Consider the following 23301-nt stretch of genomic DNA (forward strand, 5'->3'; position numbering starts at 1 on the left):
CGAGAGGACCACCATGACCACCTCGACCCTTCTTCGCCGCCTCAGCGGCGCGGCCGTCGCCACCGCCCTCGCAGGCGCGGGATTGATCGCCCTGACCGCCGCGCCCGCGGCCGCCGTCTCCCGCGCCGGCATCGTCTCCGTCGCACAAAGCCAGCTCGGCAACGCCTCACGCAACCACGAGGACCCGGCGGGCAGCGGCTGCAACTACTACACCGGGTACTTCCGGCCATGGAAGCCCGCCTCCGGCTGCGCCAGCAGCGACGGAGTCCAGTGGCGCGACAGCGACTGGTGCGCGGACTTCTCCAAGTACGTATGGAAGAACGCGGGAGTGCCCCACGCCGAGGTGGACGAGACCAGCGGGGGCGTGCTCACCGGCTGGGCCAGCTCGTTCAAGGACTACGGCGTCAAGTACGGCACCTGGCACACGCGAGGCAGCGGATACACGCCCCAGCCCGGCGACTCGCTCGTCTTCGACTGGGACCAGAGCGGCGACATCGACCACGTCGGCATCGTGACATCGGCGAACGCGAGCACCGTCTACACGATCGAGGGCAACAGCGGTAACCGCATCAAGGCGAACAGCTACTCGCGCGGCGACATCGACATCGTCGGCTACTCGTCCCCGGTGGACGCGGACGGAGGGGGCGGCACGCCGGCACCGGACGACTCGTCAGTGGCGACCGGGGACTTCAACGGTGACGGGCGGGCGGATGGGGTGATGGTGTATCACTTCGCCGACAATTCCATCGGCCTCTACACCTCACTCGCCGACGCCAACGGCGGGCTCCAGGCCTTCTCCATCGGCTACTCGGTCCCGGCGGCGGCCGGGTGGGACTGGAACGCCTTCAGGCTGCTGACCGGTGACTTCAACGGCGACGGTCGCTCCGATCTGGCCATCATGTATCACCACACCGACGGCTCGATCAGCATGCACACCTCCCTCGCCGACACCAATGGCCACCTCGGCTCGTTCGCGGGCAGCTACTCCGTTCCCGCAGCGGCGGGCTGGGACTGGAACGCCATCCGACTGCTGTCCGGTGACACCAACGGTGATGGCCGGGCTGACGCAGTGATGGAGTACCACTTCGCGGACAATTCCATCGGCCTCTACACCTCGCTGGCCGACGCCAACGGCGGGCTCCAAGCCTTCTCCATCGGCTACTCCGTGCCGGCCGGAGCCGGATGGGACTGGAACGCCTTCAAAACCATCTCAGGCGACTTCAACGGCGACCACCGCTCCGACCTCGCCATCATGTACCGGCACACCGACGGCTCCATCAGCATGCACACCTCTCTCGCCGACACCGCCGGTCATCTGGGTTCGTTCACGGGCAGCTACACCGTCCCGGCCGCTGCGGGCTGGGACTGGAACGCCATCCGACTGCTGCCCGGCGACACCAACGGCGACGGCCGGACCGACGCAGTGATGGAATACCACTTCGCCGACAATTCCATCGGCCTCTACACCTCACTCGCTGATACCAGCGGTGGCCTTCAGGCCTTCTCCATCGGCTACTCCGTGCCGGCCGGAGCCGGATGGGACTGGAACGCCTTCAAAACCATCTCAGGCGACTTCAACGGCGACCACCGCTCCGACCTCGCCATCATGTACCGGCACACCGACGGCTCCATCAGCATGCACACCTCCCTCGCCGACCCCAACGGCCACCTCGGCTCCTTCACAGGCAGCTACACCGTTCCGGCCGCCGCGGGCTGGGACTGGAACGCCATCCGCTTCGTCTGACCCGCTCGCCATCCCAACACGCAAAGGAGCTCCGCCATGTCAGTACGGTTATGGCGAATCGCGGTCGCGGCCCTGGTCGCCGTGGGCCTCGCCGGAACGCTCGTCCAACCTGCGAGCGCGTCCTCCGCCAACCCGGACCTGAACAGGTTCCCCGTCAAGGGCGTAGACATCACGGAATATCAGCATCCGGGGGGCGCCTCGGTCAACTGGTCCCAGATCCGGGCTTCCGGGGTGACGTTCGCCACGCTGAAAGCGACCCGCGGCACAAACAAGACCAATGCCTACTTCAGCGGCGATCTCAGCCAGTCCCTGGCGCAGGGCATCGCGACCGCTCCCTACCACTTCCTGATCGGATACAGCGCGAACACCGCCGGCGCGCAGGCCGACTACTTCATCGCCGCGCTGCGCGCCGCCGGCTACACCGGGCACCGGGCGGGCGAACTGCCGCCGATCTTGGACATGGAGTGGACGGACGACGGCAACAGTTCCTGCCCGCCGTACACGACCGTCGCACAGGCGCAGATCTGGCTGGACAAGGTGCAGTCGGCGTTCGGCGTCAAGCCATGGATCTACACGGCACGCGGCTTCATGACGGGGTGCATGTCCAGCACCACGGCCTTCGCTTCCTACCCGCTGCAAGTGGCGGACTACACCAGCGGGCACACGACCCCGGCGGTACCGCCGGGGTGGAGTACCTGGCTGATGTGGCAGTACGCCGACGTCGGCAGCGTCCCCGGGGTTCCCACCACCAACGTGACGCTGAACGTCTTCAACGGCACTCAGGCGCAACTCGACGCCCTCTCCCGCCATCAAGGGGCATCGGACGACTCGTCGGTGGGGCAGGCGACCGGGGACTTCAATGGTGACGGGCGAGCGGATGGGGTGATGGTGTATCACTTCGCCGACAATTCCATCGGCCTCTACACCTCACTCGCCGACGCCAGCGGCGGACTCCAGGCCTTCTCCATCGGCTACTCGGTTCCGGCGGCGGCCGGGTGGGACTGGAACGCGTTCAGGCTGCTGACCGGTGACTTCAACGGCGACGGTCGCTCCGATCTGGCCATCATGTATCACCACACCGACGGCTCGATCAGCATGCACACCTCACTGGCCGACACCAATGGCCACCTCGGCTCGTTCGCGGGCAGCTACTCCGTCCCGGCAGCCGCGGGCTGGGACTGGAACGCCATCCGACTGCTGTCCGGCGACACCAACGGCGACGGCCGAGCCGACGCGGTAATGGAATACCACTTCGCCGACAATTCCATCGGCCTCTACACCTCCCTGGCCGACGCCAACGGCGGGCTCCAAGCCTTCTCCATCGGCTACTCCGTACCGAGCGGAGCCGGATGGGACTGGAACGCCTTCAAGACCATCTCGGGCGACTTCAACGGCGACCACCGCTCCGACCTGGCCATCATGTACCGCCACACCGACGGGTCGATCAGCATGCACACCTCGCTGGCCGACACCAGCGGCCACCTCGGCTCCTTTGTGGGTAGCTACTCCGTCCCGGCAGCCGCGGGCTGGGACTGGAACGCCATCCGACTGCTGCCCGGCGACACCAACGGCGACGGCCGAGCCGACGCGGTAATGGAATACCACTTCGCCGACAATTCGATCGGCCTGTACACCTCCCTGGCCGACGCCAACGGCGGGCTCCAGGCCTTCTCCATCGGCTACTCCGTACCGAGCGGAGCCGGATGGGACTGGAACGCCTTCAAGACCATCTCGGGCGACTTCAACGGCGACCACCGCTCCGACCTGGCCATCATGTACCGCCACACCGACGGCTCCATCAGCATGCACACCTCCCTCGCCGACACCAACGGCCACCTCGGCTCCTTCGCAGGCAGCTACACCGTTCCGGCAGCCGCGGGCTGGGACTGGAACGCCATCCGCTTCGTCTGAAACCCCTGGGGGCGTGGACCAGCTTGGTCCGCGCCCCTATTTTCTTGCCACCCGTTGGTGGCTGTCGATCCTCAGGTCGTCGGGCGGAGCACCTGGTCCAGGCCGAGTGGGGTGGCCGGTGGCAGGGGGTCGGCGCCTTCGGCGCGGAACGCCTGGAGCAGGAGGGCCACCAGCCGCCGGGACGCGGCCAGCGCCGCCTCGGGCGAGTCGGTCACGATGCCGCTGTTGGCCATGAGGAGGAGCGTGAGGTCGTCCTGGACGAAGTCGGCCCGCAGTCGCCCGGCTTCCTTGGCTCGCCGGGCCAGCTCGGCGAAACCCCGCTCGGCGCATTCGCGTTCGTGCTCGAAGGCGATCGCGTCCGGGAACTTCGACAGGAACGCCGCGGTGAATCCACGGTCGACGGCCTGCATGGCGCACACCTTCTCGATGACGGTGCGGAAGCCGCGCCACGGGTCGGGGTCGGCGAGTGCGTCGTCGACCACCTTCGCGCACGCGTGGAGATCGTCCGCGAACACCTCGACGACCAGCGACTCCTTCGTGGGAAAGCGGCGGTAGAGGGTCGCGATCCCGACGCCGGAGCGCCGGGCGATCTCGACCATCGGCACGTCCAGTCCGAGCGTGGCGAAGGTCTCGCGGGCGGCCTCGAGGATGCGGTTGCGGTTGTGCCGCGCGTCGGCGCGCAACCCAGGTGCGTCGGCCCGCGGCCCAGACGTTTCGGCGGGCTGCCCGGGTGCGTCGGCGGGCGCGTACGGCATCTGAGGCGGCTCGGTGGACATGCCTCTCACTTTAGCCCAACCGGAGGGCCCTTTCCGGTTACCGGAATACGGCGAGTCGGGCACCATGGTGCTGTGACCGAAAGTGTGGGAACCCGCGGCAGCGCGCTCGACTCCCTGATCGAGCTGGTGGCCAGGGGTGGCGTGGTGGTGCTCAGCGGGGCAGGGCTGTCGACCGAATCGGGAATCCCGGACTACCGGGGACCCACAGGTCGTGCCCGGAAGGCCGAGCCCATGACGTACCAGCGCTTCGTCGGCAGCGCCGAGGCGCGGCGGCGATACTGGGCGCGCAGCCACGCCGGCTGGCGGCAGATCGGCCTGGCCGCACCCAACGCCGGGCATCGCGCCGTGGCCGAGCTGGAACGGCGCGGGCTGATCGAGACCATCGTCACGCAGAACGTCGACGGCCTGCACCAGGCGGCCGGAGCACGGCGGGTGATCGAGCTGCACGGCGGGCTCGACCGGGTCGTGTGCCTGTCCTGCCGCGAACGAACCCGCCGCACCGAACTGGAGAGCCGCCTGCGATCGGCCAATCCGGGCTGGGCGGCCAGCGGGCAGATCAACCCCGACGGTGACACCGTGCTCACCGACGACCAGGTCGAAGGGTTCCAGGTGGTGGACTGCGCCGCCTGCGGCGGGCTGCTCAAGCCCGACGTGGTGTTCTTCGGCGAGAACGTACCCAGGACCCGGGTGGATGAGTGCTTCGCGCTCGTCGCGGCCGCGCGGGCGCTCCTGGTCCTCGGATCGTCGCTGACCGTACGGTCCGGCCTGCGATTCGTCAGTAAGGCAGCCGCGCTCGGCATCCCGATCGCCATCGTGAACCAGGGGCCGACCGGCGGCGACGCCCAGGCCGCACTCACCCTGGACGCACCCCTCGGCGCGACCCTGACCCACCTCACCACCCGACTGTCAACTTGACCCGGCTCTGAAGGGCCCGCTTCATCTGTCAAACGGATGCGCCGCCTCGGGACGGAAGGTGATCGGCTTCGCTACGCGATCAACACCATCGTCGGCGAGATCGGCCGCTGGCGCCGCGGGGGCGGCCTTGAGCTCGTGGAAGGTCTCAATCCGATCCACGACGTGCTTCACGGTACGTGCCGGCCTTCATGGGGTGAGGGTGTGCCTCTCTCAGCGTCGCGCCTCGTCGTTCCGGGTGCGGTAGGGGTGCCGTTGGCCGGGTCGGCGCGGGCTGCGTTCGGGGAGGGGCCGGCGGTGGCGGTCGGCGAGGTGCCGAACAGGATGCGCAGCGCGGTCTTCCTGCTACTGGTGACGTGCTCGACGGCGAAGGCGGCGGCTGCCGCCGAATCGCCGGACGCGATCGCCTCGTACAGCCGGGTGTGTTCGGTGCACAGCCGTTCGGGGTCGTCGACCTGACGGAACAGCCAGTCCAGCCGACCGTGCAGGGGCTCCAGGATGGTGCCGAGGAGGTGGTTGCCGGCGATGGCCGTGATCTCGTCATGGAAGGCCACGTTGGCGTCACCGAAGTCGTCGACGTTGCTCGCCGCCGCGGCCCGGCTTGCCTTGTCGAGATGCCGCTTGAGTCGCCGCATGTCGGCCTTGCTCGCTTGCTCAGCGGCGCGGCGGGCGGTGAACGCCTCAAGCGCTTCGCGTACGTCGAAGAGTTCTTGAACGTCGGTCTGCGACAAATGCTTGACGACGACTCCCCGTCGCGGCACGACGTGGACGAAGCCCTCGGACTCGAGCATGCGCAGGGCCTCGCGCACGGGAACTCGGGATACGCCCAGTTCATCTGCGAGCTCGCGTTCGACCATCTTGCTGCCAGGCGGAAGCTGCCCCTTCACGATGCGGTTCCGGATCTCCAGCCGGACCTGATCACGCAGCGACGTATGCGCGAGACCCAGCGGCGTCTTGGGCTGACGTGACATGTTCACCCCCTTCCCCCTGGTATGCCATATCCCAGACAAACATCAATCTACCTCGAACTTCAGGCGAATGCTTGACGTTTCGGAAGTTCGACCGATAGGCATACGGTATACCACCAGGAGGAGACGCTGCTGGTTCGCAACGCCCCCTGCCGGAAGTAGAGGCGTCATGAAACGGACTGGTGGTCGCCGTCGCCGCGCTCGTCACCTCGTACCTCATCCCGCGGCCCACCGCCGCCGAGATCCCCCGTCACCAATCCGCCGGCGACGGCCTGCACACCACCATCATGGAAGAGAAGGCGTACTCATGAGCCGGAAGATCATCCTCGACGTCGACACCGGGACCGACGACGCAGTAGCGATCATGTTCGCGGCGTTGCATCCGGAACTCGACCTGATCGGCGTCACCACCGTCAACGGCAACGTGCCGCTGGAGAACACCACGGACAACACGCTGCGCGTACTCGACTGGATCGGCAGGTCGCAGATCCCGGTCTTCGCCGGACTCAGCCGTCCCATCGCAAGGCTCGGCTTCCCCTCCACCAAGCACTTCGAGCGGGACTCCGACGACGACCCACACGGCAGCGCCCTGTCGATCCCGCCACCGCGCAGCACGCGCCAGGACACCGGGGCCGTCGAGTTCCTGGTCGAGACGCTTCGGGCGACAACCGAACAGATCACTCTGGTACCGGTCGGACCGCTGAGCAACATCGCCACCGTCCTCGCCATCGATCCATCCCTGACAGAAGCGGTCGACGAACTGGTGGTCATGGGTGGCGGCCATGCGGTGACCAACGTGACCGCATCGGCCGAGTTCAACATCTGGGCCGACCCCGAGGCCGCGAGCGTGGTCCTTTCCGCGGGATTCGCCCGCACCACCCTGGTGCCGCTCGACGCCACCCACCAGGCGCTGGTCACAAGAAGCACCTGCCTCAAGTTGGAGAAGTCGGGGACGCCCGCCGGAATCGCCGCCTCCCGGTTCATCTCGCGGCGGATCTCCGCTTACCACGGCGTCGTGTCCGCCGAGGACGCCGCACCGGTGCACGACGTGGTCTGCACCGCCTACCTCGTCCAGCCCCAGGTCATCACCACACGGAGCGTGCACGTCGCCGTCGAGACCACCGATTGCCTTACCGTCGGCCGGACCGTGATGGACACCCGGCTCGGCGCGGCCCAGAAGCCCAACGCCGACGTCGCCTTTGGAGCAGACGCCGAACTCCTGGCGGAGCTACTGCTCGAGGTCTTCACCCATCATGGCAGCGGCGCACCCGCCTGAGCGACTCTCGCTTCCCCCTCATCGCACCCGACCGGCAAGCCGGTCGTGTGCGAACATCGCCGGGTATCGGCTCGGCAACGTCCCCGCTTTCGCGCGTTGTCGCAACCGCGGCACCCGCGGGTGTGGTGGCCGGTCATCGGGGGGACGGACGATAGCGGAGTGAGGGTGGGGGTGAACGCCGCCGTGCCGAGCCACGCCGTTTCACCGGTCAGAACGGTGTGGCGCGGTCGGTAAGTGTTGCGGGTCCTGGGGTGACGTCTAACTCATCTTTTCCGGATCTTGCCCATCGCGGACAGTTGGGAGGACATTTCACTTTTTGGAGGCCTCTCAGTGACTACCTCTCCGCTACGAATCCCGGTTCCCGGTGAGCGGGCATCCAGCACGATTCACCGCTTTCGGGATGAGCACGGGCCAGTGGTCCCCATCGAGCTCCCGGGCAAGGTCAAAGCGTGGGCCGTGACCTCGTACGACATGGTGAACGAGGTCCTCGCCAACGACGACACGCTCTTCAGCAAGAACGCCCGGAACTGCCCCGCGCTGCACGACGGCACCATCCCTCCTGACTGGCCGCTGCGGCAGGTCATTGAGGGCGATCACCTGCTGACCCAGGACGGGGCGGACCACCGGCGGCTGCGGGGCCTCATCAACCGGGCCTTCACCCCGGCACGCGTGCAGGGTCTCGCCGCCCGCGTCCAGGAGATGACGGACGAACTCCTCGACCAGCTGCCCGACGATGGCGAGGTGGTGGATCTCGTCCGCTACTTCACCGAGCCGTTGCCGGTCAATGTGATCTGCGAGCTGTTCGGCGTGCCCGAGGAGGAGCGCTACCAGATCCGCGAGTGGACGAATGTGCTCCTGTCCCACACCGCCACCCCGGAGGAAGCCGGCACGGCCGGGGCCGGCCTGCTCGGTTACCTGGCCAGGTTCATCGACCGCAAGCGCGGCGACATGGGGGACGATCTCACCTCCGGGCTCATCCGGGCGCAGGAGGACGACGGGGACCGGCTGACCGACGACGAGATGGTGGGGATCCTGTGGCTGGTGCTGATCGCCGGCCACGAGACCACCGTGCACCTGCTCGCCAACACGGTCATCGCCTTGTGCGCGGACCGGGACCAGCTCGCCCTGGCGGGTACGCGGGACGCCTGGGCGCAGGTGGTCGAGGAGGGGTTACGCAGCCGGAACTCGGTGATCAACGTCATGTTCCGCTACCCGCTGAAGGACGTGCGCCTCGGCGAGGTGACGATCCCGGCCGGGGAGCCGATCATGGTCGGGATCGGCGGCACGGGGACGGATCCGGCCAGGTTCGGCGGGGACGCCGGGCGCTTCGACATCGCGCGCGGCCAGGAGACGCATCTGGCGTTCGGCCGCGGGCCGCACTTCTGCCTGGGCGCGCCGCTGGCCAGGCTTGAGGCCCGCATCGCGCTGTCCTCGCTGTTCGGCAGGTTCCCCGAGCTGCGTCTGGCGGTCGGGGAGGATCAGATCGTCTACAGCTCGTCGTTCATCACCGAAGGACCGACGGTGCTGCCGGTGGTGCTCGGGCCCGCCAAGGACGGAAGTCGCCGGTAGGACCTATTCGATGACGAGGGTCACCGGGATGTTGCCGCGGGTGGCGTTGGAGTACGGGCACACCTGATGCGTGGCCTCCACCAGGGCGCGGCCGGTCTCACCCTGCAGGTGGTCGGGGAGCTCGACGCGGAGCGCGACCTCCAGGGTGAAGCCGCCGTCGCCGTTGGGGGCCAGGCCCACTTCGGCGGTGACGGACGCCTGTTCGGCCTCCACCTTCATGCGCTTGGCCACCAGGGCGAGGGCGCTGGCGAAGCAGGCGGCGTAGCCCGCGGCGAAGAGCTGCTCGGGGTTGGTGCCGGCGCCGGCCCCGCCCAGCTCCTTCGGCGGGGAGAGCGTGACGTCCAGGCGCCCGTCGGAGGAGACGGCGCGGCCCTCGCGGCCCGTCGCGGTGGCAATGGCGGTGTAGAGGGTGCTCATGATCGCTCCTAATCGATTGCGTACAACTTGATTGTGCACAATTTAATTGCCTGCCGTCAACCCCGGGTATGCTGGGGTCATGAACGCGTTGCTGCTGGAGAACCAGGTGTGCTTCGCCGTGCACGCCGCGTCCCGCGCACTCGACGGCTTCTACCGGCGCGAGCTGGCGGAGCTGGGGCTGACCTACCCGCAATATCTGGTGATGCTGGTGCTGTGGGAGCGGGAGCCGGTGACGGTCAAGGAGCTGGGAGTGGCGTTGCGGCTCGACTCCGGCACCCTGTCACCGCTGCTCAAGCGACTGGAGGCGGCCGGGCTCGTCCAGCGGGAGCGCAATGCCGGCGACGAGCGCTCCGTGGTGGTGCGGCTGACCGGCGCGGGCGCGGAGCTGCGGCAGTCGGCCCTGCGGGTGCCCGAGCACGTGCTCGGCGCCACCGGGCTGCGCATGAGCGAGCTGGCCGACCTGCAGCGTACGCTCGGCCGAATGACCCAATCCCTGACCGAAGCCACCTGAGGTAGCCTCTCCGGACGAATCGTCGAACAGTCCCGAGTACCACCGGCTGGTCTGTATGAAGAATGCGGAACGCCCGCATCACCGGAGGTCGCCTTGGGGAGTACGTACACGCTCGACGTCAGGAAGACCGCGACCCTCACCGTCGGCCTGCTCATGGGAGTCTGGGTCGTCGACTACATCGACCGGGTGATGATGGCGGTCGCGCTGCCGTTCATCGGGGCGGAGTTCGCGCTCACCAAGACCGAGCAGGGCGCACTGATCACCGTGTTCGCCCTGGTCTACCTGCTGTGCCAGATCCCCGGCGGGCTGCTGGCCGACCGGGTCGGGGCACGCAGGCTGCTCGTCGTCTCGCTCGCGCTGTGGTCGGCGTTCACCGCGCTGACCGGCCTGGCGTGGGGGCTGGGCGCGTTGCTGGTGATCCGGGCGCTGTTCGGCGTGGGGCAGGGGATCTTCCCCGGCGCGTCCTTCAAGGCGCTGTCCGAGCGGACCACGCCCGCCCGGCGGGCCACGGCGGCGGGCACGATGCTGGCCGCCACCCAGCTGGGCGCGGGCCTGGCGCCGCTGGTCGTGGCGCCGCTGCTGCTGGCGTTCGGGTGGCGGCCCACGTTCTGGGTGATAGCGGCCGCGGGCGCGCTGATCGGGCTGCTGCTGTGGGCGCTGCTCCCCCCGCCCCTGCCCGCCGAGCTGAACGGCTCCGGCGACCTGACCCGCCCCGCTCCCCCGCCCGCGTCCGTGCTGCGGGCGCCGGCGGTGTGGAAGTTCGCGGCGCTGTTCTGCGCGACCAACATGCTCGGGTACGGGATGATCACCTGGGTGCCCAGCTACCTGCTGGAGGCGCGCGGGGTCTCGCTGCTGAACACGGGCCTGTACGCGGCCATCCCCGGCCTGGTGATGACCGGGACGATCATCCTCGGCGGCTGGCTGTTCGACCGCTACTTCCACGACCGGGGCCGGCTCTTCGTCATCCCGCTGCTGCTCTGCACCGCCGTGCTGCTGGTGCTGATGCTGCGCGCGGAGACCGCGGCGGGGTTCACGCTGTTCCAGACGCTGGCCATGGCGGTGGCCGGGCTGTCGATGATGGGGATCCTCGGCATGCCGGTACGCGCGCTGCCGCCCGCGGTGATCGGCTCGGGAATGGGGGTGGTCAACGTCGGCGGGCAGGTGGCGGGCGTCCTCGCGCCGGTGCTGATGGGGTGGCTGGTCGACCATTACTCCTATACCGCCGCGTTCGGGCTGCTGATCGGCACCACGGTGCTGGGCGCGCTGATCGCGATGGTCGTACCGCAGCGGGCCGACCAGTTCCACCTGACGGCCGCCTGATCAGGACACGAAGACGCCCCGCCGCGCCTGTGCGGGCGGGGCGGGGCGTCCGTGCGGGCTACTTGATCTTGTAGGCCCTGGTGATGGTCTCGGCGAACCCGTTGCCGCCTGTGTCGACGGCCTTGACCCGCAGCGAGGCGAACTTGCCGCGCGCGCTGATCGGGTGCCAGGTCTCGGCGGCCCAGGTGCCCTGGGCCGACGGGTGCACCAGCGTGGGCAGCCAGGTGCGGCCGTCGTCGTAGGAGATCTCCACGGTGAGCGTACGCAGCTTCAGATCGGGCGAGCCGTTCTGACGCTGGACGCGCAGCGGGATGCGCGCGAGCCCGGCCGCGGCCCGGTTGCGATCGTCCAGCTCCGGCTTGATCGCGAGGGTCAGCAGCGGCAGCACCTGCCGCTTGCCCGGCTGAGGCGTCTTCGACCTGAATTTCCACTCGGCACTGACCCGCGTGGACACCTGGGTCTGGGCCGGCACACGGTCGGCCGTCATGGTCAGCCGGTACTCGCTCTCCTTCGTCTCCGCGGGCGCGTCGACCGTGCCGGGCAGGTAGTCGGCGGCGTAGATCTCCTTGCCGTCCCGGTAGAGCCGGGCCTGCGGAGCGGTGTACTCGCCGTAGGAGATGCGATCGGACGTGCCGTCCTCGAAGAGGCCGGCCGCGAACTGCAGCGTGTTCTCCTCTCGCCAGGTGTAGTCGCCGCCAGGGTTGAGCGCGGCGGCAAAGACGCCGGTGTTCCACTGGTCGTCGGTCTTCGTGCCGACGCGGTAGACGGTGGTCTTGCCGAAGAAGAACTGGTCGGTGTCGTTCCAGCCGTCCGGCGGCGTCCGGTACTGGATGAAGGAGGGATACCAGCCGGTGTCGCCGGGCGTGTAGTACTCGGTCCGGTGGAACGGGAGCGAGAACCGGGACACCTGCCCGTACGGCGTCCACGCCAGCTCCGTCCCGTACAGCACGGGCAGGGCGAAATGCTCGCCGAACTTGACGTCGTTCTGCGTGGCATAGGTGGAATTGACCTCGGCGAGGTCGCGCCGACGCGGGCGGTAGCCGGGGTCGGCGGGGATCCGCGGCTCGGCCTTCATCAGGTGGTAGAAGTACGGGCTGTCGTCGTAGCCGCCGTCGCCCTTCGGCTTGGCCCACTGCGTCCACCGGTAGTACGCGAACTTCTTGCTCACCGTACGCGTCGTCGGGATGGCCTTGATGCCCTCGACGCGGTCCGCGCCCCACATGCCGGCCAGATCGACGTCCACGCCGAGGGGCTGGCCGTCGACGAGCTGGAGCATGCCGAGCATGCCGACGGCCAGCCGCGCGGTCGGCTCCTCCGTACGTACGTCCACCGGCTTGGCCTTGCGGGCGTCGGCGGCCACCGTACGGTCGGCGTCAAGGGTGAACTCCGGATCGGAGGACATCACCAGAGTGCCGTCGTGGTCGAACATGAGACCGACGACGGTGTAGCGGTGGCCCCTGTCCAGCCTCAGGTCCAGCGTGCCGCCGGAGATGTCGTAGTTGCGCTGCTCCTCGGTGTCGAGGTCGATCACCCCGGCGAAGGCGCTCTGGACGGGCTGCCCGTCCGTGCCGGTGTAGCGCAGCTTGAGCGCGCGCTTCTCCGGCGCGACCCGCATGCCGATGCCGGTGCGTACGGAGACGTCGGCGTTCGCGGCGATGACCGTACCGCTGAACAGGCCGGTCGGGCCCGCCGTGGCGGTCACCTTGACCTCGGCGGTGCCGTGCGCGGGCACCTCCACTGTCGTGGCGCCGAGCTTGAACGGCGTCACCACCGCGCCCTTTTCGTCCTTGGCGACAACGCTCAGGTTCAGCCGGACGGCGGCGTCGCCGTCGTTGCGGTAGGTGAGCGTCTTCTCCTTGGGCGCGGGGCTGGGCAGCTCGATGTCGCCCATGCTCAGCGCGGCGGGCTCGGCGGTGACCTGCTGGGTGACGGCGCGGGCGACGTCGACGCGGCCGGAGCCCTGGACGTAGGCGCCCAGCTCGTCGCCGGGCGCGGTGGAGGCCATCAGCGCGGCCTTGATCTGGGCGGCCTTCCAGTCGGGGTGCTGCCCGGCGACTATCGCGGCCGCTCCGGCCACGTGCGGCGTCGCCATGGACGTACCGCTCAGCGCCGTGTAGGAGTCGTCTACCGGGGAGCCGGCGGAGGTGCCCGCGGCCCGCGCGGCGACGATGTTCACGCCCGGCGCGATCAGGTCGGGCTTCACCGCGCCGTCGGACGCGCGCGGGCCCGTGCTGCTGAACTGCGCCACCGTGTCGTCGTCGCGGAAGGAGGCGCCGACCGACAGCGCGCTGTCCGCGGTGCTCGGCGAGCCGACCGTCTGCGGGCCGTCGTTGCCCGAGGCGATGACGAACAGCGTGCCGTACTTCTCCGACAGGCTGTTGACGGCCTGCTCCACCGGGTCGTCGCCGGGAGTGTCGGCCTCCCCGAGACTGAGGTTGGCGACGCGGGCGCCGTTCTCGGCCGCCCAGGTCATGGCCTGGATGATCGCCGAGTCCGGGCAGTCCCCGCTCTGCACGCAGACCTTGCCGATCAGCAGCTTGGCGCCGGGGGCGACGCCCTTGTACCGGCCGTCCGACGCGGCGCCGGATCCGGCGATCGTGGAGGCGACGTGAGTGCCGTGGCCGTTGAGGTCGCGGACGTCGGGCTCGGAGGTGAAGTTCTCCGACTTGTCCACCAGCCCCTGGAGGTCGGGATGGCCGGGGTCGTAACCGGTGTCGATCACCGCGACCTTGACGTCCTTGCCGGTCTGGCCGGCCGCCCACGCCTTGGGCGCGCCGATGTGCGGGACGCTGACGTCGAGGGACAGCTTGGCCTTGCCGTCCAGCCAGACCTTCGCGGGTGCGGCCGCCGCCCTGGCCTGCTGCCCTGTCAGGGACTTCCAGAGTGTGCCGGCCGCGGCGTGGGGCTCGCTCTGGGCGATCCCGTTGATCGCGGGCAGCGGGCGCCCGCCCGCGACGCGCAGCGTGGCGGCGGCGGTCTGGTCCGGGTACGTCACGATGAGCGGCAGCGCCGAGCTGGTGGCGTCGTCGTAGCCGAGGGCGGCGAGCCGGGTGACGTTGAACAACCGGGGGTCCAGCCGGCCCGCGGCCAGCAGCGGCAGCGCATCGACGGGGACGATGCTGAGCCCGTCCTTGGACCGGCGGTGAATGAAGTTGATCTTCTCCCGGCCGGGGGCGGACTGGACGTCCAGCTGGGTCTGCTTGTCCGGGAGCGTACGGAGGACGACCTTGTCCCCGGTGAGGAGGGTGATGGTCTTGGGCGGGCCGGCCTTCGCGGCGGACTGGGCCGCGGTCGGGGTGGCCGAAGGAGCGGGGGTCGGGGTGGCCGACGGAGCGGGCGTCGGTGCGGCCTGGGCCGGAGCGGCGGCCGCTATCAGGGCCGTGATCACGACACCCAGGAGCGCGGTTCTCTGAAGCACCTCCGCTTTCTAATTCTTTGTGACTTTTGATGACAAGGTGATTTAAGTGGCCTATTGCGGCAACTGCCGGAAGTGGCCAAGATCATGGGCATGCTTGAGGACAGCCGGGCGCTGGAGGTCGTGGGGATCAGCGCGTTCGATGAGCGGATCTACCGTGGGGTGCTGGCCTGCCCCGGCATCACGGTGCAGGAGCTGGTCATGCGGAGCGGGGAGGGCGCGGGACGTATCCAGGCGTCGCTGAGCAGGCTCCGCGCCAAGGGCCTGGTCAGCCGCCTGTGGGGGCGCTCGCCGCGGTGGACGGTGACGAACCCGGGGACCGCGATCCGTGCCCTGGTGCGCGGCCTGCAGAGCGAGCTGGACCAGCTCACCGACACGGCCGACGAACTGGAGGCGGCCTTCCGCACCGTCGGCCAGGACGCGGAGGAGGGTGGCCAGTTCGAGGTCCTGGCGGGCCCCGAGGAGCAGGCCCGCTGGTACGTCCGGCTGCAACAGGAGGCCAAGGAGGAGGTCCTGACCTTCGACTGCCCCCCGTACGTGCTGGACTATCACAACCCCCTGCAGACCGACCTGCTGCGCAGTGGCGTCCGTTACCGGACCATCTACGTGCCGGAGGCGTTCGACCACGCGGGGGCGCTCGACGAGGTGGGCAGCCTGATCAAGGCGGGCGAGGAGGCGCGGGTCCTGCCCCGGCTGCCGTTCAAGATGGCGATCGTCGACCGGTGGCGGGCGGTCATGCCGATGCACATGGACCCGCCGCTGACCCGCGGCGTGCTGATCAGCGGCTCCACGATGGTGGTGGCCCTGGTGGAGCTGTTCGAGCGCCTGTGGCGGGAGGCGCTGCCGGTACGCCCCGAGCTGTGGCAGGACGCGCCCGAGACGCCGAAGCCCGCCGACTCGGCGGGCCCCGACAGCGGGGAGCGGGTCGAGGCGGCGGAGCTCGGCCCCGAGGATCGGCGGCTCCTGGCGCTGCTCGCGGCCGGGCTCAAGGACGACGCCATCGCCCGCCAGCTCGGCACCAGCCCGCGCAGCCTGCGCCGCCGTCTGCGTCACCTCCTGGACCAGTTGAACGCCGAGACCCGCTTCCAGGCCGGCGCCCAGGCCAGCCGCCGCGACCTCGTGTGACCCGCGCGCCTACGAGCGGCCGGGCACGCCCGACTGGGCGACGGGCGCCCGAAGGTCAGACCTGTTCGACGGCGCGGACCCCACCGCTCGACCGGTCCCGGAACCACGCGTAGCAGCTCACGACGATCCCGGCCACGGTGACGGCGGCGCCGACGAGATACAGCGACCGCAGCCCGAACCCGCCGTCGATGACCCGGCCGCCGAGCCAGGCGGCGAAGGCCGCGGCCAGTTGGTAGGCGGACGCGTTCACCGCCATGGCCAGGGTCGGCGCCGCGGACGCGGTGGTCAGGACCCGGGTCTGCATGCCGGGAATGACGGAGAAGCCCAGCGCGCCGATCACGAAGACCAGCACCGCGGTGATCGCCGTACCGCCGCTGACCGCCCACATCAGCACCAGCGTCGCCGCGAGCACGGCGAGCAGACTGAGCTGTGACGACATCAGCGCCCGGTCGGACAGCCAGCCGCCGGCGAAGTTGCCCACCGCGGCGCCGACGCCGTACACCAGCAGCAGCACGGCGATCGCGTCGGCGGCGAATCCGGTGACGCCGGTGAGCAGCGGCGCGAAATAGGTGAACACGATGAGCAGCCCCGCGTTGCCGACCGCCGTGACCGCGATGGCGCGCCGCACCTCACCGCCGCGCAACACCCGGAGCTCGGCCAGCGCGGAGGTGCCGGGCGTGGCGTTCCGGACATCCGGTACGAAGCGCAACACCAGCAGCAACCCGAGCACGCAGCACACGGCGATGGTGACGAAGGTGGACCGCCACCCGAAGCCGTTGCCGATGAACGTGCCGATGGGCGCGCCGAGGATCATCGACAGATTCATCCCGAAAACGAGCTTGGACACGGTGGACGCCTGCTTGCCCGGCGGGGCGGTCGACGCCGCGATGACGATCGCGTTGGCGAAGAACGTGGAGGTCACCAGGGCGGTGATGATCCGGGCCGCGAAGAGGACGGCGTACGTCGGCGCGAGCGCCGAGGCCAGGTTTCCGGCGATCACCACCGAGAGGAGGACGAGGATGAGCGGCCTGCGGTCAAAGCGCGCGGTGAGCGCCGTCAGTACCGGGCCGCCGATGATCATCCCGATGGCGTAGGCCGTCACCAGCAGTCCGGCCGCCGGTATCGACACGGCCAGGTCATCGGCGATGTCCGGCAAGATCCCCGCGATCACGAACTCGCCGGTCGTGATGCCGAACACGCACAGCATGAGGGAAAGGACAGGCACGCAGTTCACCTCTAATAGTTGACTGATCAGTACAAAAAATGGGCAGCGTGATACGCGGACCACCGAACGCGGGCCTTACAGGGCCGCGAGCGCCCCTTCCACGACGTCCAGCAGGGCATTCCTGTCGTCGGTCACCTTCGCGAGCACGCGCAGGCCGTAGTACGCGCTCTGGAACGTCCGCGCCACCTGGAGCGGCGGCCGGTCGGCGGACAGTTCGCCCGTGCGCTGGCCGATCGCCACCAGGTGGCAGAGCTCCTGTTCCAGGTCGGTGAACTGCCGCCGCACCAGCGCCGCGACGTCGCCGGTGCGCCCGCTCGGCTCGGTCGCGGCGTTCAGGGCCAGGCAGCCACGCCGGCCGGGGTCGGCCAGGTCGGCGTCGATGACGCCCAGCATCATCTCCCGCAGCCGCTCCCGCACCGATCCGGGTTCGGCCAGCATCGCCAGCTGGGCGGCGCCCTTGGTCTGCGCGTATCGGCGGACCGCCTCCTCGTACAGGCGGTGCTTGCTGCCGAACGCGTTGTACAGGCTGCCGCGGCCGAGCCCGGTGCGCGCGCACAGGTCCTGGGTGGTGGCCGCCTCGTAGCCCTTCTCCCAGAACACCTCCATCGCGGCGTCTACTACGGCATGATCACTGAACTCCCGGGGTCTGCCCATGGGCTGAAGCTAGCGGCTTCTGTACAGATCAGTCAAGAACCCCAAGCGCCCGGCTCGAGCAAGCCGAATGAGGACATCAATCGTGGTCGCCGATCCGGCTTTCGACCCTGACCAGCACCTCGACCGGGTCGCAGTCCGGGGCGACGGCGGTCAGGCGAATGTCGCCGGGTGCGGTCGGCTTCACCACGGCGAGCGCGCGGCCCTGGTAGGTGTGGTGCTCGGTCGCGTCGAACCGTTCCTTGTTCGACGGGTCGGCGCTGCCGAAGCCGAGCAGCCTTCCGTCGCCGGAGACCTCCACGCGTACGGGCCGGTCGGCCGCGGGATGTCCGGCGTGGTGACGTGCACGCCGTCCGGGCTGATGCGGACCACCTCGCCGACGAGCAGCCAGGTGTCGCGGTAGATGCCCGCGCCGGAGTACCAGCGCGAGTCCTGATGAGTGCGGCACTCCACCCGGACCTCGTTGTTCTCGCCGAACCGCAGGAACCGGTCGGCGTCGATGAAGAACCGCGAGTATCCGTACGGGCGCTGCCCGGCGTAGTTCCCGTTGACGAACACGGTGGCGTCCCGGTAGACGCCCTCGAACTCCAGCGTGATCCGCTTGCCCCGGTGCTCCTCGGGTACGAAGAACGTCTTGCGGTACTCGTACGCGCCGCCGGGGAAATAAGCGGTCGCCGCGCCGTCCGCGGTGGCCTCGCGGTCGCGGGTGATCATCGCGTCGTGAGGTACTGTCACCGGCTCGAACGGGACCGCGATTCCGGCCAGTTCGGCAAAGGGATTGACCTTCGGACGGAACTGCCAGTTGTCGTTGAACGATGCGCGGATCACGTAGCTCCTCGGAGTGAGAGTTTCCCGGAAGATCAAGAGGGAGACGCGGTGGAGCGCCGGACGACCAGGCGGGGAATGACCGAGAAGTGCACCGCCGCCGAGCGGCCTTCGATGCGCTCGAGCAGCAACCGCCCCGCCGTCCGGCCCATGACGTCTCCGTCCTGGTTGACGGTGGTCAACGCGATGCGGGGATGGGCGGCCAGCCTGGTGTTGTCGTAGCCGGCCACGGAGACGTCGCCCGGGACGGACAGGCCGGCCTCGTGCAGCGCGGCCAGGACGCCTAGAGCCGCCTCGTCGGTCCCGGCGAAGATCGCGGTGGGGCGCGGAGAGCGGCTCAGCAGCTCGCGGGCGCCGCGATGTCCGCCTTCCTCGGAGTAGGAGGTCGCGGCGACGGCGATCTCGTCGGCGAACCCGTGATCACGCATCACACGCTCGTAGGTCTCGGCTCTGATGCGCGGCATCTGGTCGGCCGGGCGACCGTGCTCCTGCTGGAAGGTGATGTGGGCGATGCGCCGGTGGCCCAGCGCGATCAGGTGTTCCATGACGAGCTCGGAGCCGATCCGGTCGTCGTCGACGATCGAGTCGTAGGCCGGCGAGCGGTCGTGCCTGCCGAGCACCACGGTGGGGATGTCGCGGGCCACTTGCTCCAGCTGGGTGCGGCCGGCCAGCGGAGCGATCATGAGGATGCCGTCCACCTGCCGGTCTGTCAGAGCGTCCAGGGCACGTTTCTCGGTCTTGTCCTGGGTGCCGCCCTGGATCATGATCGCCTGGTAGCCGGACTCGGTGAGCTGCTCCACCAGGCCGGTCATGATCTCGGCGTAGAACGGGATCCCGATGTGCCGCAGGAGCACGCCGATGGTGTACGCCCGTCCACGCAGCGCACGCGCGGCCGCCTGAGGGCGATAGCCCAGCTCGTCGATGGCCCGCTGGACGCGGTCGCGCATGGCCTCGCTGACCCCGTAGTCGTTGCGGATGACCTTCGAGACCGCCGCCTTGGAGACCCCGGCGTGTTTCGCCACGTCGGAAATGGTCACTCGTCGTCGTCGCTCAGGCGCGACCATGGGCATCCCTTCTCGAACCGAGCCTCGCTGAGAACGTAGACCGGTCTATGCAAGATAGCGGAAGATCGAAACTGCGACTGCTCTGGCTGGTAGTAGCTCCGTAGACCGGTACACATTTTTCCTTGACCTGCTCGCGACGTAACGGCTACGTTGGCTCGCATTCCGGGGCCGGCACCGACGGCCACCGCCGCACCGACACATGATCGAGAGACGCATGCACACCTTCCCCGACGGCTTCCTCTGGGGCGCGGCGACCGCACCGCACCAGGTCGAGGGCGACAACGTCAACAGCGACTTCTGGGCGCAGGAGGAGCGCATGCCAGGAGCGGATCGCAGCGGCGATGCCCTCGACAGCTACCACCGATACGCCGAGGACATCCGGCTCGTCGCGGAATCGGGCCTGAACACCTACCGCTTCGGCATCGAGTGGGCGCGCATCGAGCCGGCCCCCGGGAGGGTGTCCCGCGCGGCGCTCGCGCACTACCGGCGCATGATCGACGAATGCCTGGCCGCGGGCGTCACCCCGTTCGTCACGATCCACCACTTCACCTCGCCGAGGTGGTTCGCCGAGGAGGGCGGCTGGCGCGGAGAACGGGCCGTGGACCGCTTCCGCGCCTACGTCGAGACGGCCACCTCGATCCTCGACGGCGTCGAGTGGGTCTGCACCATCAACGAGCCCAACATGCTCGCGATCATGGTGCGCGAGGCGGAGGCGACGCTCGACCCCGACTCGGGTATGGAGTGGCTGAGCCCCACGCTGGAGGCGGACACGCCCCGGCCGGCGAAGCCGGCTCCGCCGGTGGGGATCGGACGCCGTCTCATCGAGGCCCACCACGCGGCCCGGGACGCGCTGCGGGAGCGCACGGACGCTCGGGTGGGCTGGTCGGTCGCGAGCCGCGCGTTCGAAACCCGCCCCGGTGCGGAGAAAGTGCGCCGGGAGCTGGAGTACGTCTGGGAGGACCTCTACCTCGAGGCGGCGCGTGACGACGACTTCATCGGGGTGCAGGCCTACTCGGCTCAGTGGGTGGGGCTGGACGGTATCGAACCGCACCCCGTGCGCCCGGACAACACCCTCGTGCGTACGGCGTACCGGCCCGACGCCCTCGGCATCGCCGTCCGGCACACCGCCGACGTGCTGCCCGACGTCCCGATCGTCGTCACCGAGAACGGCATCGCGACCGGCGACGACTCCCGGCGCGTCGCCTACACGACCGCCGCGCTCGCCGCGCTGTCCGAGGCGATGGAAGACGGCCTGGACGTGCGGGGATACATCCACTGGAGCCTGCTCGACAACTACGAGTGGGGCCACTGGGACCCGACGTTCGGCCTCGTCGCCGTCGACCGGGAGACCTTCGAGCGCCGGCCCAAGCCGAGCCTCGCGTGGCTGGGTGGCGTCGCCAAGGCCGGCGCGCTCCAAGACGGCGGGACCTGACGATGCCCGAAGCAATCGATCGGCGCCAACTCGTGCGACGGCACAACCCCGTGCTGACGTACGCGCACCCCGCTGACGTCCTCACGGTCGGCAACGGTGACATCGCGCTGACGGTCGACATCTCCGGACTGCAGACGTTCCCGTCCTTCCACGAGCTCGTCCCCGACCCGCACCGCGTCGTTCGCGATGGTCTGTCCGGTCTGCCGGAGCAGTACCCGCGCGTGTTCGACGCCGACGACTTCCAGATCCCGCTGCGCACCCAGTCGACCTGGGGCTGGTACGAGACGCGCACCGACCGGGAACTCCGGCTCGAGGACGCGACCACCCTGTACGAGACGTCCCGCGGCCCGGTCCCGTACCTCGACCGCATGGGTCTCCAACGGGCCGGCGACCCCATCGCCGACGAGTTCGTCGCGGGCGCGTGGTACCACTTCAATCCCCGCCGCGCTCACCTCGGCCGCCTCGCCCTGGTCCGGCCCGACGGGACGGGGCTCGACGATCCGACCGCGTTGACCGACGTCCGCACCGAGCTCGACCTGTGGACGGGATCGGTCCGGGCCGAGTACATCCTCGACGGCGCGCGCGTCCGCGTCACCACCGTCGCCGACCCACGGGATCACCGCTTCGCGGTGCGGGTCGAGTCCGAGCTTCTGCCGCGCGGATGGGGCGTCGCGTGGGTGTTCGACGAGCAGCCGGACGACCTGGCCGCCTTCGAACTCCCGCTCGCGCAAGAGACGGTCTGGGACCGGCGGACGGAGTGCCACTGGAACGCACGGCGCACGGTGGAGGCGCTGACCTACAGCGTTGATGTCCGTACCACTGGCAGCCTGCGGGAGGAAGCCGTCGCGCGCACAGACGCCACTGTCCTGGAAGTGGTGGTGACGCTGAGTCCGGATGATGGCAGGCAGCAGGACGAAGACGGTTTCTCCACCGTCAGTCGGTCCGCGGAGACCTGGTGGGCGGAGCACTGGAGCACCGGTGCCGCGGTCAGTCTCGCTGGGAGCACGGACGCGCGCGCCCCAGAACTGGAACGTCGCATCGTTGTCTCGCAGTACCTCATGGCCGTCAACAGCGCCGGTGTCACGCCTGCCGCGGAGTCCGGTCTGACGTACAACACCTGGTCGGGGAAGTTCCACCTCGAGATGCACTGGTGGCATGCGGCGCACTTCCCGATGTGGGGCCGGGGGCGACTGCTCGAGCGCAGCATGCGTTGGTATCGCGGCGCCTTGGAGGCGGCGAAGGCGACCGCCCGCCGGCAGGGGTACCGCGGAGCCCGCTGGCCGAAGCAGACCGATCCGTCCGCGCGCGAGTCGCCGAGCAACATCGGCGTCTTCCTCCTGTGGCAGCAGCCGCACGTGATCTACCTGCTGGAGTTGCTGCGTGGCGAGGGACGCGACGAGTCGTTCCTGCGTGCTCACTACCCGCTCGTCGAGGCGACCGCCGACTTCATGGCCGACTTCGCCGAGGAACGCGACGGATCGTTCGGGCTGCCGCCCCCGCTCATCCCCGCGCAGGAGAGCTACCTCGTCGACCGGGCGACGACCACCGATCCGACGTTCGAGCTGGCGTACTGGTCGTGGGCGCTCGGCGTGGCGAACGAGTGGCGAACTCGGCTCGGTCTCGAGCCGAACGAGGAGTGGGACCGGGTGGCGCGGAACATGAGCCGGCCCGCGTTACTGCCCGACGGCACATACGCCGCGATCGCGACGCCTCCGCTGCTCATCCGTAAAGATCACCCGTCCATGCTCATGGCGTTGGGGTGGCTACCGGAGACCGGCCTCGTGGACCCGGCCACGATGTCGGCGACGCTCGACTCCGTATGGGAGCACTGGGACCTGCAGTCCAGCTGGGGTTGGGACTACCCCGTCATGGCGATGACCGCGGCCCGCCTCGGCGACGTCGGCCGTGCGATCGACGCCCTCCTGCTCCCGTCGCCCAAAAACGTGTTCCTGCCCAACGGACACAATCCGCAAATGCCGGGATTTCTCACGATTTATCTGCCGGCGAACGGCGGACTGCTGGCCGCGATGGCGCACATCGCCACGGCGGTCGACCAAGGGGCAGAGCTTCCCGACGGCTGGCTGATCACCTCAGAAGGACTGGGCGCGCTCCCCCGCCCGAGCGCCATGTCCACCCCTGAATAGCTCCTCATGTACACGA

At 69.3% G+C, this 23301-nt stretch carries 21 protein-coding genes; 11 read left to right on the plus strand and 10 right to left on the minus strand.

The features are described 5' to 3' along the window. Positions 1-13: 13 nt before the first annotated feature. Positions 14-1744 carry a CHAP domain-containing protein gene (locus AB0C30_RS40305; RefSeq protein WP_357953986.1) on the plus strand — a complete coding sequence of 577 codons (1731 nt, stop codon included), beginning with the start codon at positions 14-16 and terminating at the stop codon, positions 1742-1744. A gap of 36 nt (positions 1745-1780) precedes the next feature. Then, positions 1781-3655, plus strand: a complete 1875-nt coding sequence (locus AB0C30_RS40310) for a GH25 family lysozyme (protein WP_357953988.1) — start codon at positions 1781-1783, stop codon at positions 3653-3655. Between the two features lie 71 nt (positions 3656-3726). Here AB0C30_RS40310 and AB0C30_RS40315 read toward each other — a convergent pair whose 3' ends face one another. Next, complete coding sequence (locus AB0C30_RS40315) at positions 3727-4431, minus strand: helix-turn-helix domain-containing protein (RefSeq protein WP_357953990.1); 705 nt, start codon at positions 4429-4431, stop codon at positions 3727-3729. Between the two features lie 72 nt (positions 4432-4503). Between AB0C30_RS40315 and AB0C30_RS40320 the strand changes: the two genes are divergently transcribed. Further along, positions 4504-5346 carry an NAD-dependent protein deacetylase gene (locus AB0C30_RS40320; protein WP_357953992.1) on the plus strand — a complete coding sequence of 281 codons (843 nt, stop codon included), beginning with the start codon at positions 4504-4506 and terminating at the stop codon, positions 5344-5346. Positions 5347-5367: 21 nt separating this feature from the next. Here the strand turns inward: AB0C30_RS40320 and AB0C30_RS40325 are convergent, their stop codons facing one another. Both AB0C30_RS40325 and AB0C30_RS40330 read right to left on the minus strand, forming a co-directional pair. Next, positions 5368-5517 carry a hypothetical protein gene (locus AB0C30_RS40325; protein WP_357953994.1) on the minus strand — a complete coding sequence of 50 codons (150 nt, stop codon included), beginning with the start codon at positions 5515-5517 and terminating at the stop codon, positions 5368-5370. Further along, a complete protein-coding gene (locus AB0C30_RS40330) occupies positions 5514-6314 on the minus strand; it encodes a GntR family transcriptional regulator (protein WP_357953996.1) in 801 nt (266 codons plus the stop codon). Before AB0C30_RS40330 ends, AB0C30_RS40325 begins: the two co-directional genes overlap by 4 nt. A 179-nt stretch (positions 6315-6493) precedes the next feature. Here AB0C30_RS40330 and AB0C30_RS40335 point away from each other — a divergent pair, with 179 nt between their 5' ends. The 3 genes from AB0C30_RS40335 to AB0C30_RS40345 all read left to right on the plus strand — a co-directional run bounded on the left by AB0C30_RS40335 (position 6494) and on the right by AB0C30_RS40345 (position 9156). Then, positions 6494-6622: a hypothetical protein gene (locus tag AB0C30_RS40335; RefSeq protein WP_357953998.1), complete on the plus strand. Its 129-nt coding sequence runs from the start codon at positions 6494-6496 to the stop codon at positions 6620-6622. After that, positions 6619-7587 (plus strand): nucleoside hydrolase, encoded by a 969-nt coding sequence (locus AB0C30_RS40340; RefSeq protein ID WP_357954000.1) that lies wholly within the window; start codon positions 6619-6621, stop codon positions 7585-7587. Before AB0C30_RS40335 ends, AB0C30_RS40340 begins: the two co-directional genes overlap by 4 nt. Before the next feature lie 330 nt (positions 7588-7917). Continuing rightward, the gene (locus AB0C30_RS40345) at positions 7918-9156 is read left to right on the plus strand and encodes a cytochrome P450 (RefSeq protein WP_357954002.1); all 1239 of its coding nucleotides are present in this window, start codon (positions 7918-7920) and stop codon (positions 9154-9156) included. 3 nt (positions 9157-9159) lie between these two features. Here AB0C30_RS40345 and AB0C30_RS40350 read toward each other — a convergent pair whose 3' ends face one another. Next, positions 9160-9573, minus strand: coding sequence for an organic hydroperoxide resistance protein (locus AB0C30_RS40350; protein ID WP_357954004.1), 414 nt, complete (start codon positions 9571-9573; stop codon positions 9160-9162). Positions 9574-9652: 79 nt separating this feature from the next. On the opposite strand from AB0C30_RS40350, the gene AB0C30_RS40355 reads away from it, so the two are divergent. Both AB0C30_RS40355 and AB0C30_RS40360 read left to right on the plus strand, forming a co-directional pair. After that, a complete protein-coding gene (locus AB0C30_RS40355; protein WP_357954006.1) occupies positions 9653-10084 on the plus strand; it encodes a MarR family transcriptional regulator in 432 nt (143 codons plus the stop codon). A 93-nt stretch (positions 10085-10177) separates the two neighbouring features. Continuing rightward, a complete protein-coding gene (locus AB0C30_RS40360) occupies positions 10178-11404 on the plus strand; it encodes an MFS transporter (RefSeq protein ID WP_357954008.1) in 1227 nt (408 codons plus the stop codon). 58 nt (positions 11405-11462) lie between these two features. Here AB0C30_RS40360 and AB0C30_RS40365 read toward each other — a convergent pair whose 3' ends face one another. Then, positions 11463-14822, minus strand: a complete 3360-nt coding sequence (locus AB0C30_RS40365; protein ID WP_357954010.1) for a S8 family serine peptidase — start codon at positions 14820-14822, stop codon at positions 11463-11465. A gap of 90 nt (positions 14823-14912) precedes the next feature. Between AB0C30_RS40365 and AB0C30_RS40370 the strand changes: the two genes are divergently transcribed. Next, a complete protein-coding gene (locus AB0C30_RS40370; RefSeq protein ID WP_357954012.1) occupies positions 14913-15944 on the plus strand; it encodes a hypothetical protein in 1032 nt (343 codons plus the stop codon). A gap of 55 nt (positions 15945-15999) precedes the next feature. On the opposite strand, the gene AB0C30_RS40375 is transcribed toward AB0C30_RS40370, so the two are convergent. From AB0C30_RS40375 to AB0C30_RS40395, 5 genes are all read right to left on the minus strand, one after another. Then, complete coding sequence (locus tag AB0C30_RS40375) at positions 16000-17169, minus strand: MFS transporter (protein WP_357954014.1); 1170 nt, start codon at positions 17167-17169, stop codon at positions 16000-16002. Between the two features lie 75 nt (positions 17170-17244). After that, positions 17245-17823, minus strand: coding sequence for a TetR/AcrR family transcriptional regulator (locus AB0C30_RS40380; RefSeq protein WP_357954016.1), 579 nt, complete (start codon positions 17821-17823; stop codon positions 17245-17247). A gap of 76 nt (positions 17824-17899) precedes the next feature. Then, positions 17900-18097, minus strand: a complete 198-nt coding sequence (locus AB0C30_RS40385; protein ID WP_357954420.1) for a hypothetical protein — start codon at positions 18095-18097, stop codon at positions 17900-17902. After that, positions 18004-18648, minus strand: coding sequence for a sugar-binding domain-containing protein (locus tag AB0C30_RS40390; protein WP_357954018.1), 645 nt, complete (start codon positions 18646-18648; stop codon positions 18004-18006). The genes AB0C30_RS40385 and AB0C30_RS40390 overlap by 94 nt, the downstream gene beginning before the upstream one ends. A 32-nt stretch (positions 18649-18680) precedes the next feature. Then, the gene (locus AB0C30_RS40395; RefSeq protein ID WP_357954020.1) at positions 18681-19667 is read right to left on the minus strand and encodes a LacI family DNA-binding transcriptional regulator; all 987 of its coding nucleotides are present in this window, start codon (positions 19665-19667) and stop codon (positions 18681-18683) included. Positions 19668-19908: 241 nt separating this feature from the next. Between AB0C30_RS40395 and AB0C30_RS40400 the strand changes: the two genes are divergently transcribed. Both AB0C30_RS40400 and AB0C30_RS40405 read left to right on the plus strand, forming a co-directional pair. Further along, positions 19909-21141 carry a family 1 glycosylhydrolase gene (locus tag AB0C30_RS40400; RefSeq protein WP_357954022.1) on the plus strand — a complete coding sequence of 411 codons (1233 nt, stop codon included), beginning with the start codon at positions 19909-19911 and terminating at the stop codon, positions 21139-21141. A gap of 2 nt (positions 21142-21143) precedes the next feature. Beyond that, entirely contained in the window at positions 21144-23285 is a 2142-nt protein-coding gene (locus AB0C30_RS40405; protein ID WP_357954024.1) for a hypothetical protein, read from the plus strand. The last annotated feature ends 16 nt before the right edge of the window (positions 23286-23301 follow it).

Origin of the sequence: Nonomuraea sp. NPDC048901 (genome assembly GCF_040649695.1) — a bacterium.
Classification (GTDB): Bacteria; Actinomycetota; Actinomycetes; order Streptosporangiales; family Streptosporangiaceae; genus Nonomuraea.

What these genes read in the sequence shown, in the direction of transcription:
- AB0C30_RS40305 (WP_357953986.1), top strand. Translation starts at nt 14, where the DNA reads ATGACCACCTCGACCCTTCTTCGCCGCCTCAGCGGCGCGGCCGTCGCC.
- AB0C30_RS40310 (WP_357953988.1), top strand. Translation starts at nt 1,781, where the DNA reads ATGTCAGTACGGTTATGGCGAATCGCGGTCGCGGCCCTGGTCGCCGTG.
- AB0C30_RS40315 (WP_357953990.1), bottom strand. Translation starts at nt 4,431, where the DNA reads ATGTCCACCGAGCCGCCTCAGATGCCGTACGCGCCCGCCGACGCACCC.
- AB0C30_RS40330 (WP_357953996.1), bottom strand. Translation starts at nt 6,314, where the DNA reads ATGTCACGTCAGCCCAAGACGCCGCTGGGTCTCGCGCATACGTCGCTG.
- AB0C30_RS40340 (WP_357954000.1), top strand. Translation starts at nt 6,619, where the DNA reads ATGAGCCGGAAGATCATCCTCGACGTCGACACCGGGACCGACGACGCA.
- AB0C30_RS40350 (WP_357954004.1), bottom strand. Translation starts at nt 9,573, where the DNA reads ATGAGCACCCTCTACACCGCCATTGCCACCGCGACGGGCCGCGAGGGC.
- AB0C30_RS40355 (WP_357954006.1), top strand. Translation starts at nt 9,653, where the DNA reads ATGAACGCGTTGCTGCTGGAGAACCAGGTGTGCTTCGCCGTGCACGCC.
- AB0C30_RS40370 (WP_357954012.1), top strand. Translation starts at nt 14,913, where the DNA reads ATGCTTGAGGACAGCCGGGCGCTGGAGGTCGTGGGGATCAGCGCGTTC.
- AB0C30_RS40380 (WP_357954016.1), bottom strand. Translation starts at nt 17,823, where the DNA reads ATGGGCAGACCCCGGGAGTTCAGTGATCATGCCGTAGTAGACGCCGCG.
- AB0C30_RS40400 (WP_357954022.1), top strand. Translation starts at nt 19,909, where the DNA reads ATGATCGAGAGACGCATGCACACCTTCCCCGACGGCTTCCTCTGGGGC.
- AB0C30_RS40405 (WP_357954024.1), top strand. Translation starts at nt 21,144, where the DNA reads ATGCCCGAAGCAATCGATCGGCGCCAACTCGTGCGACGGCACAACCCC.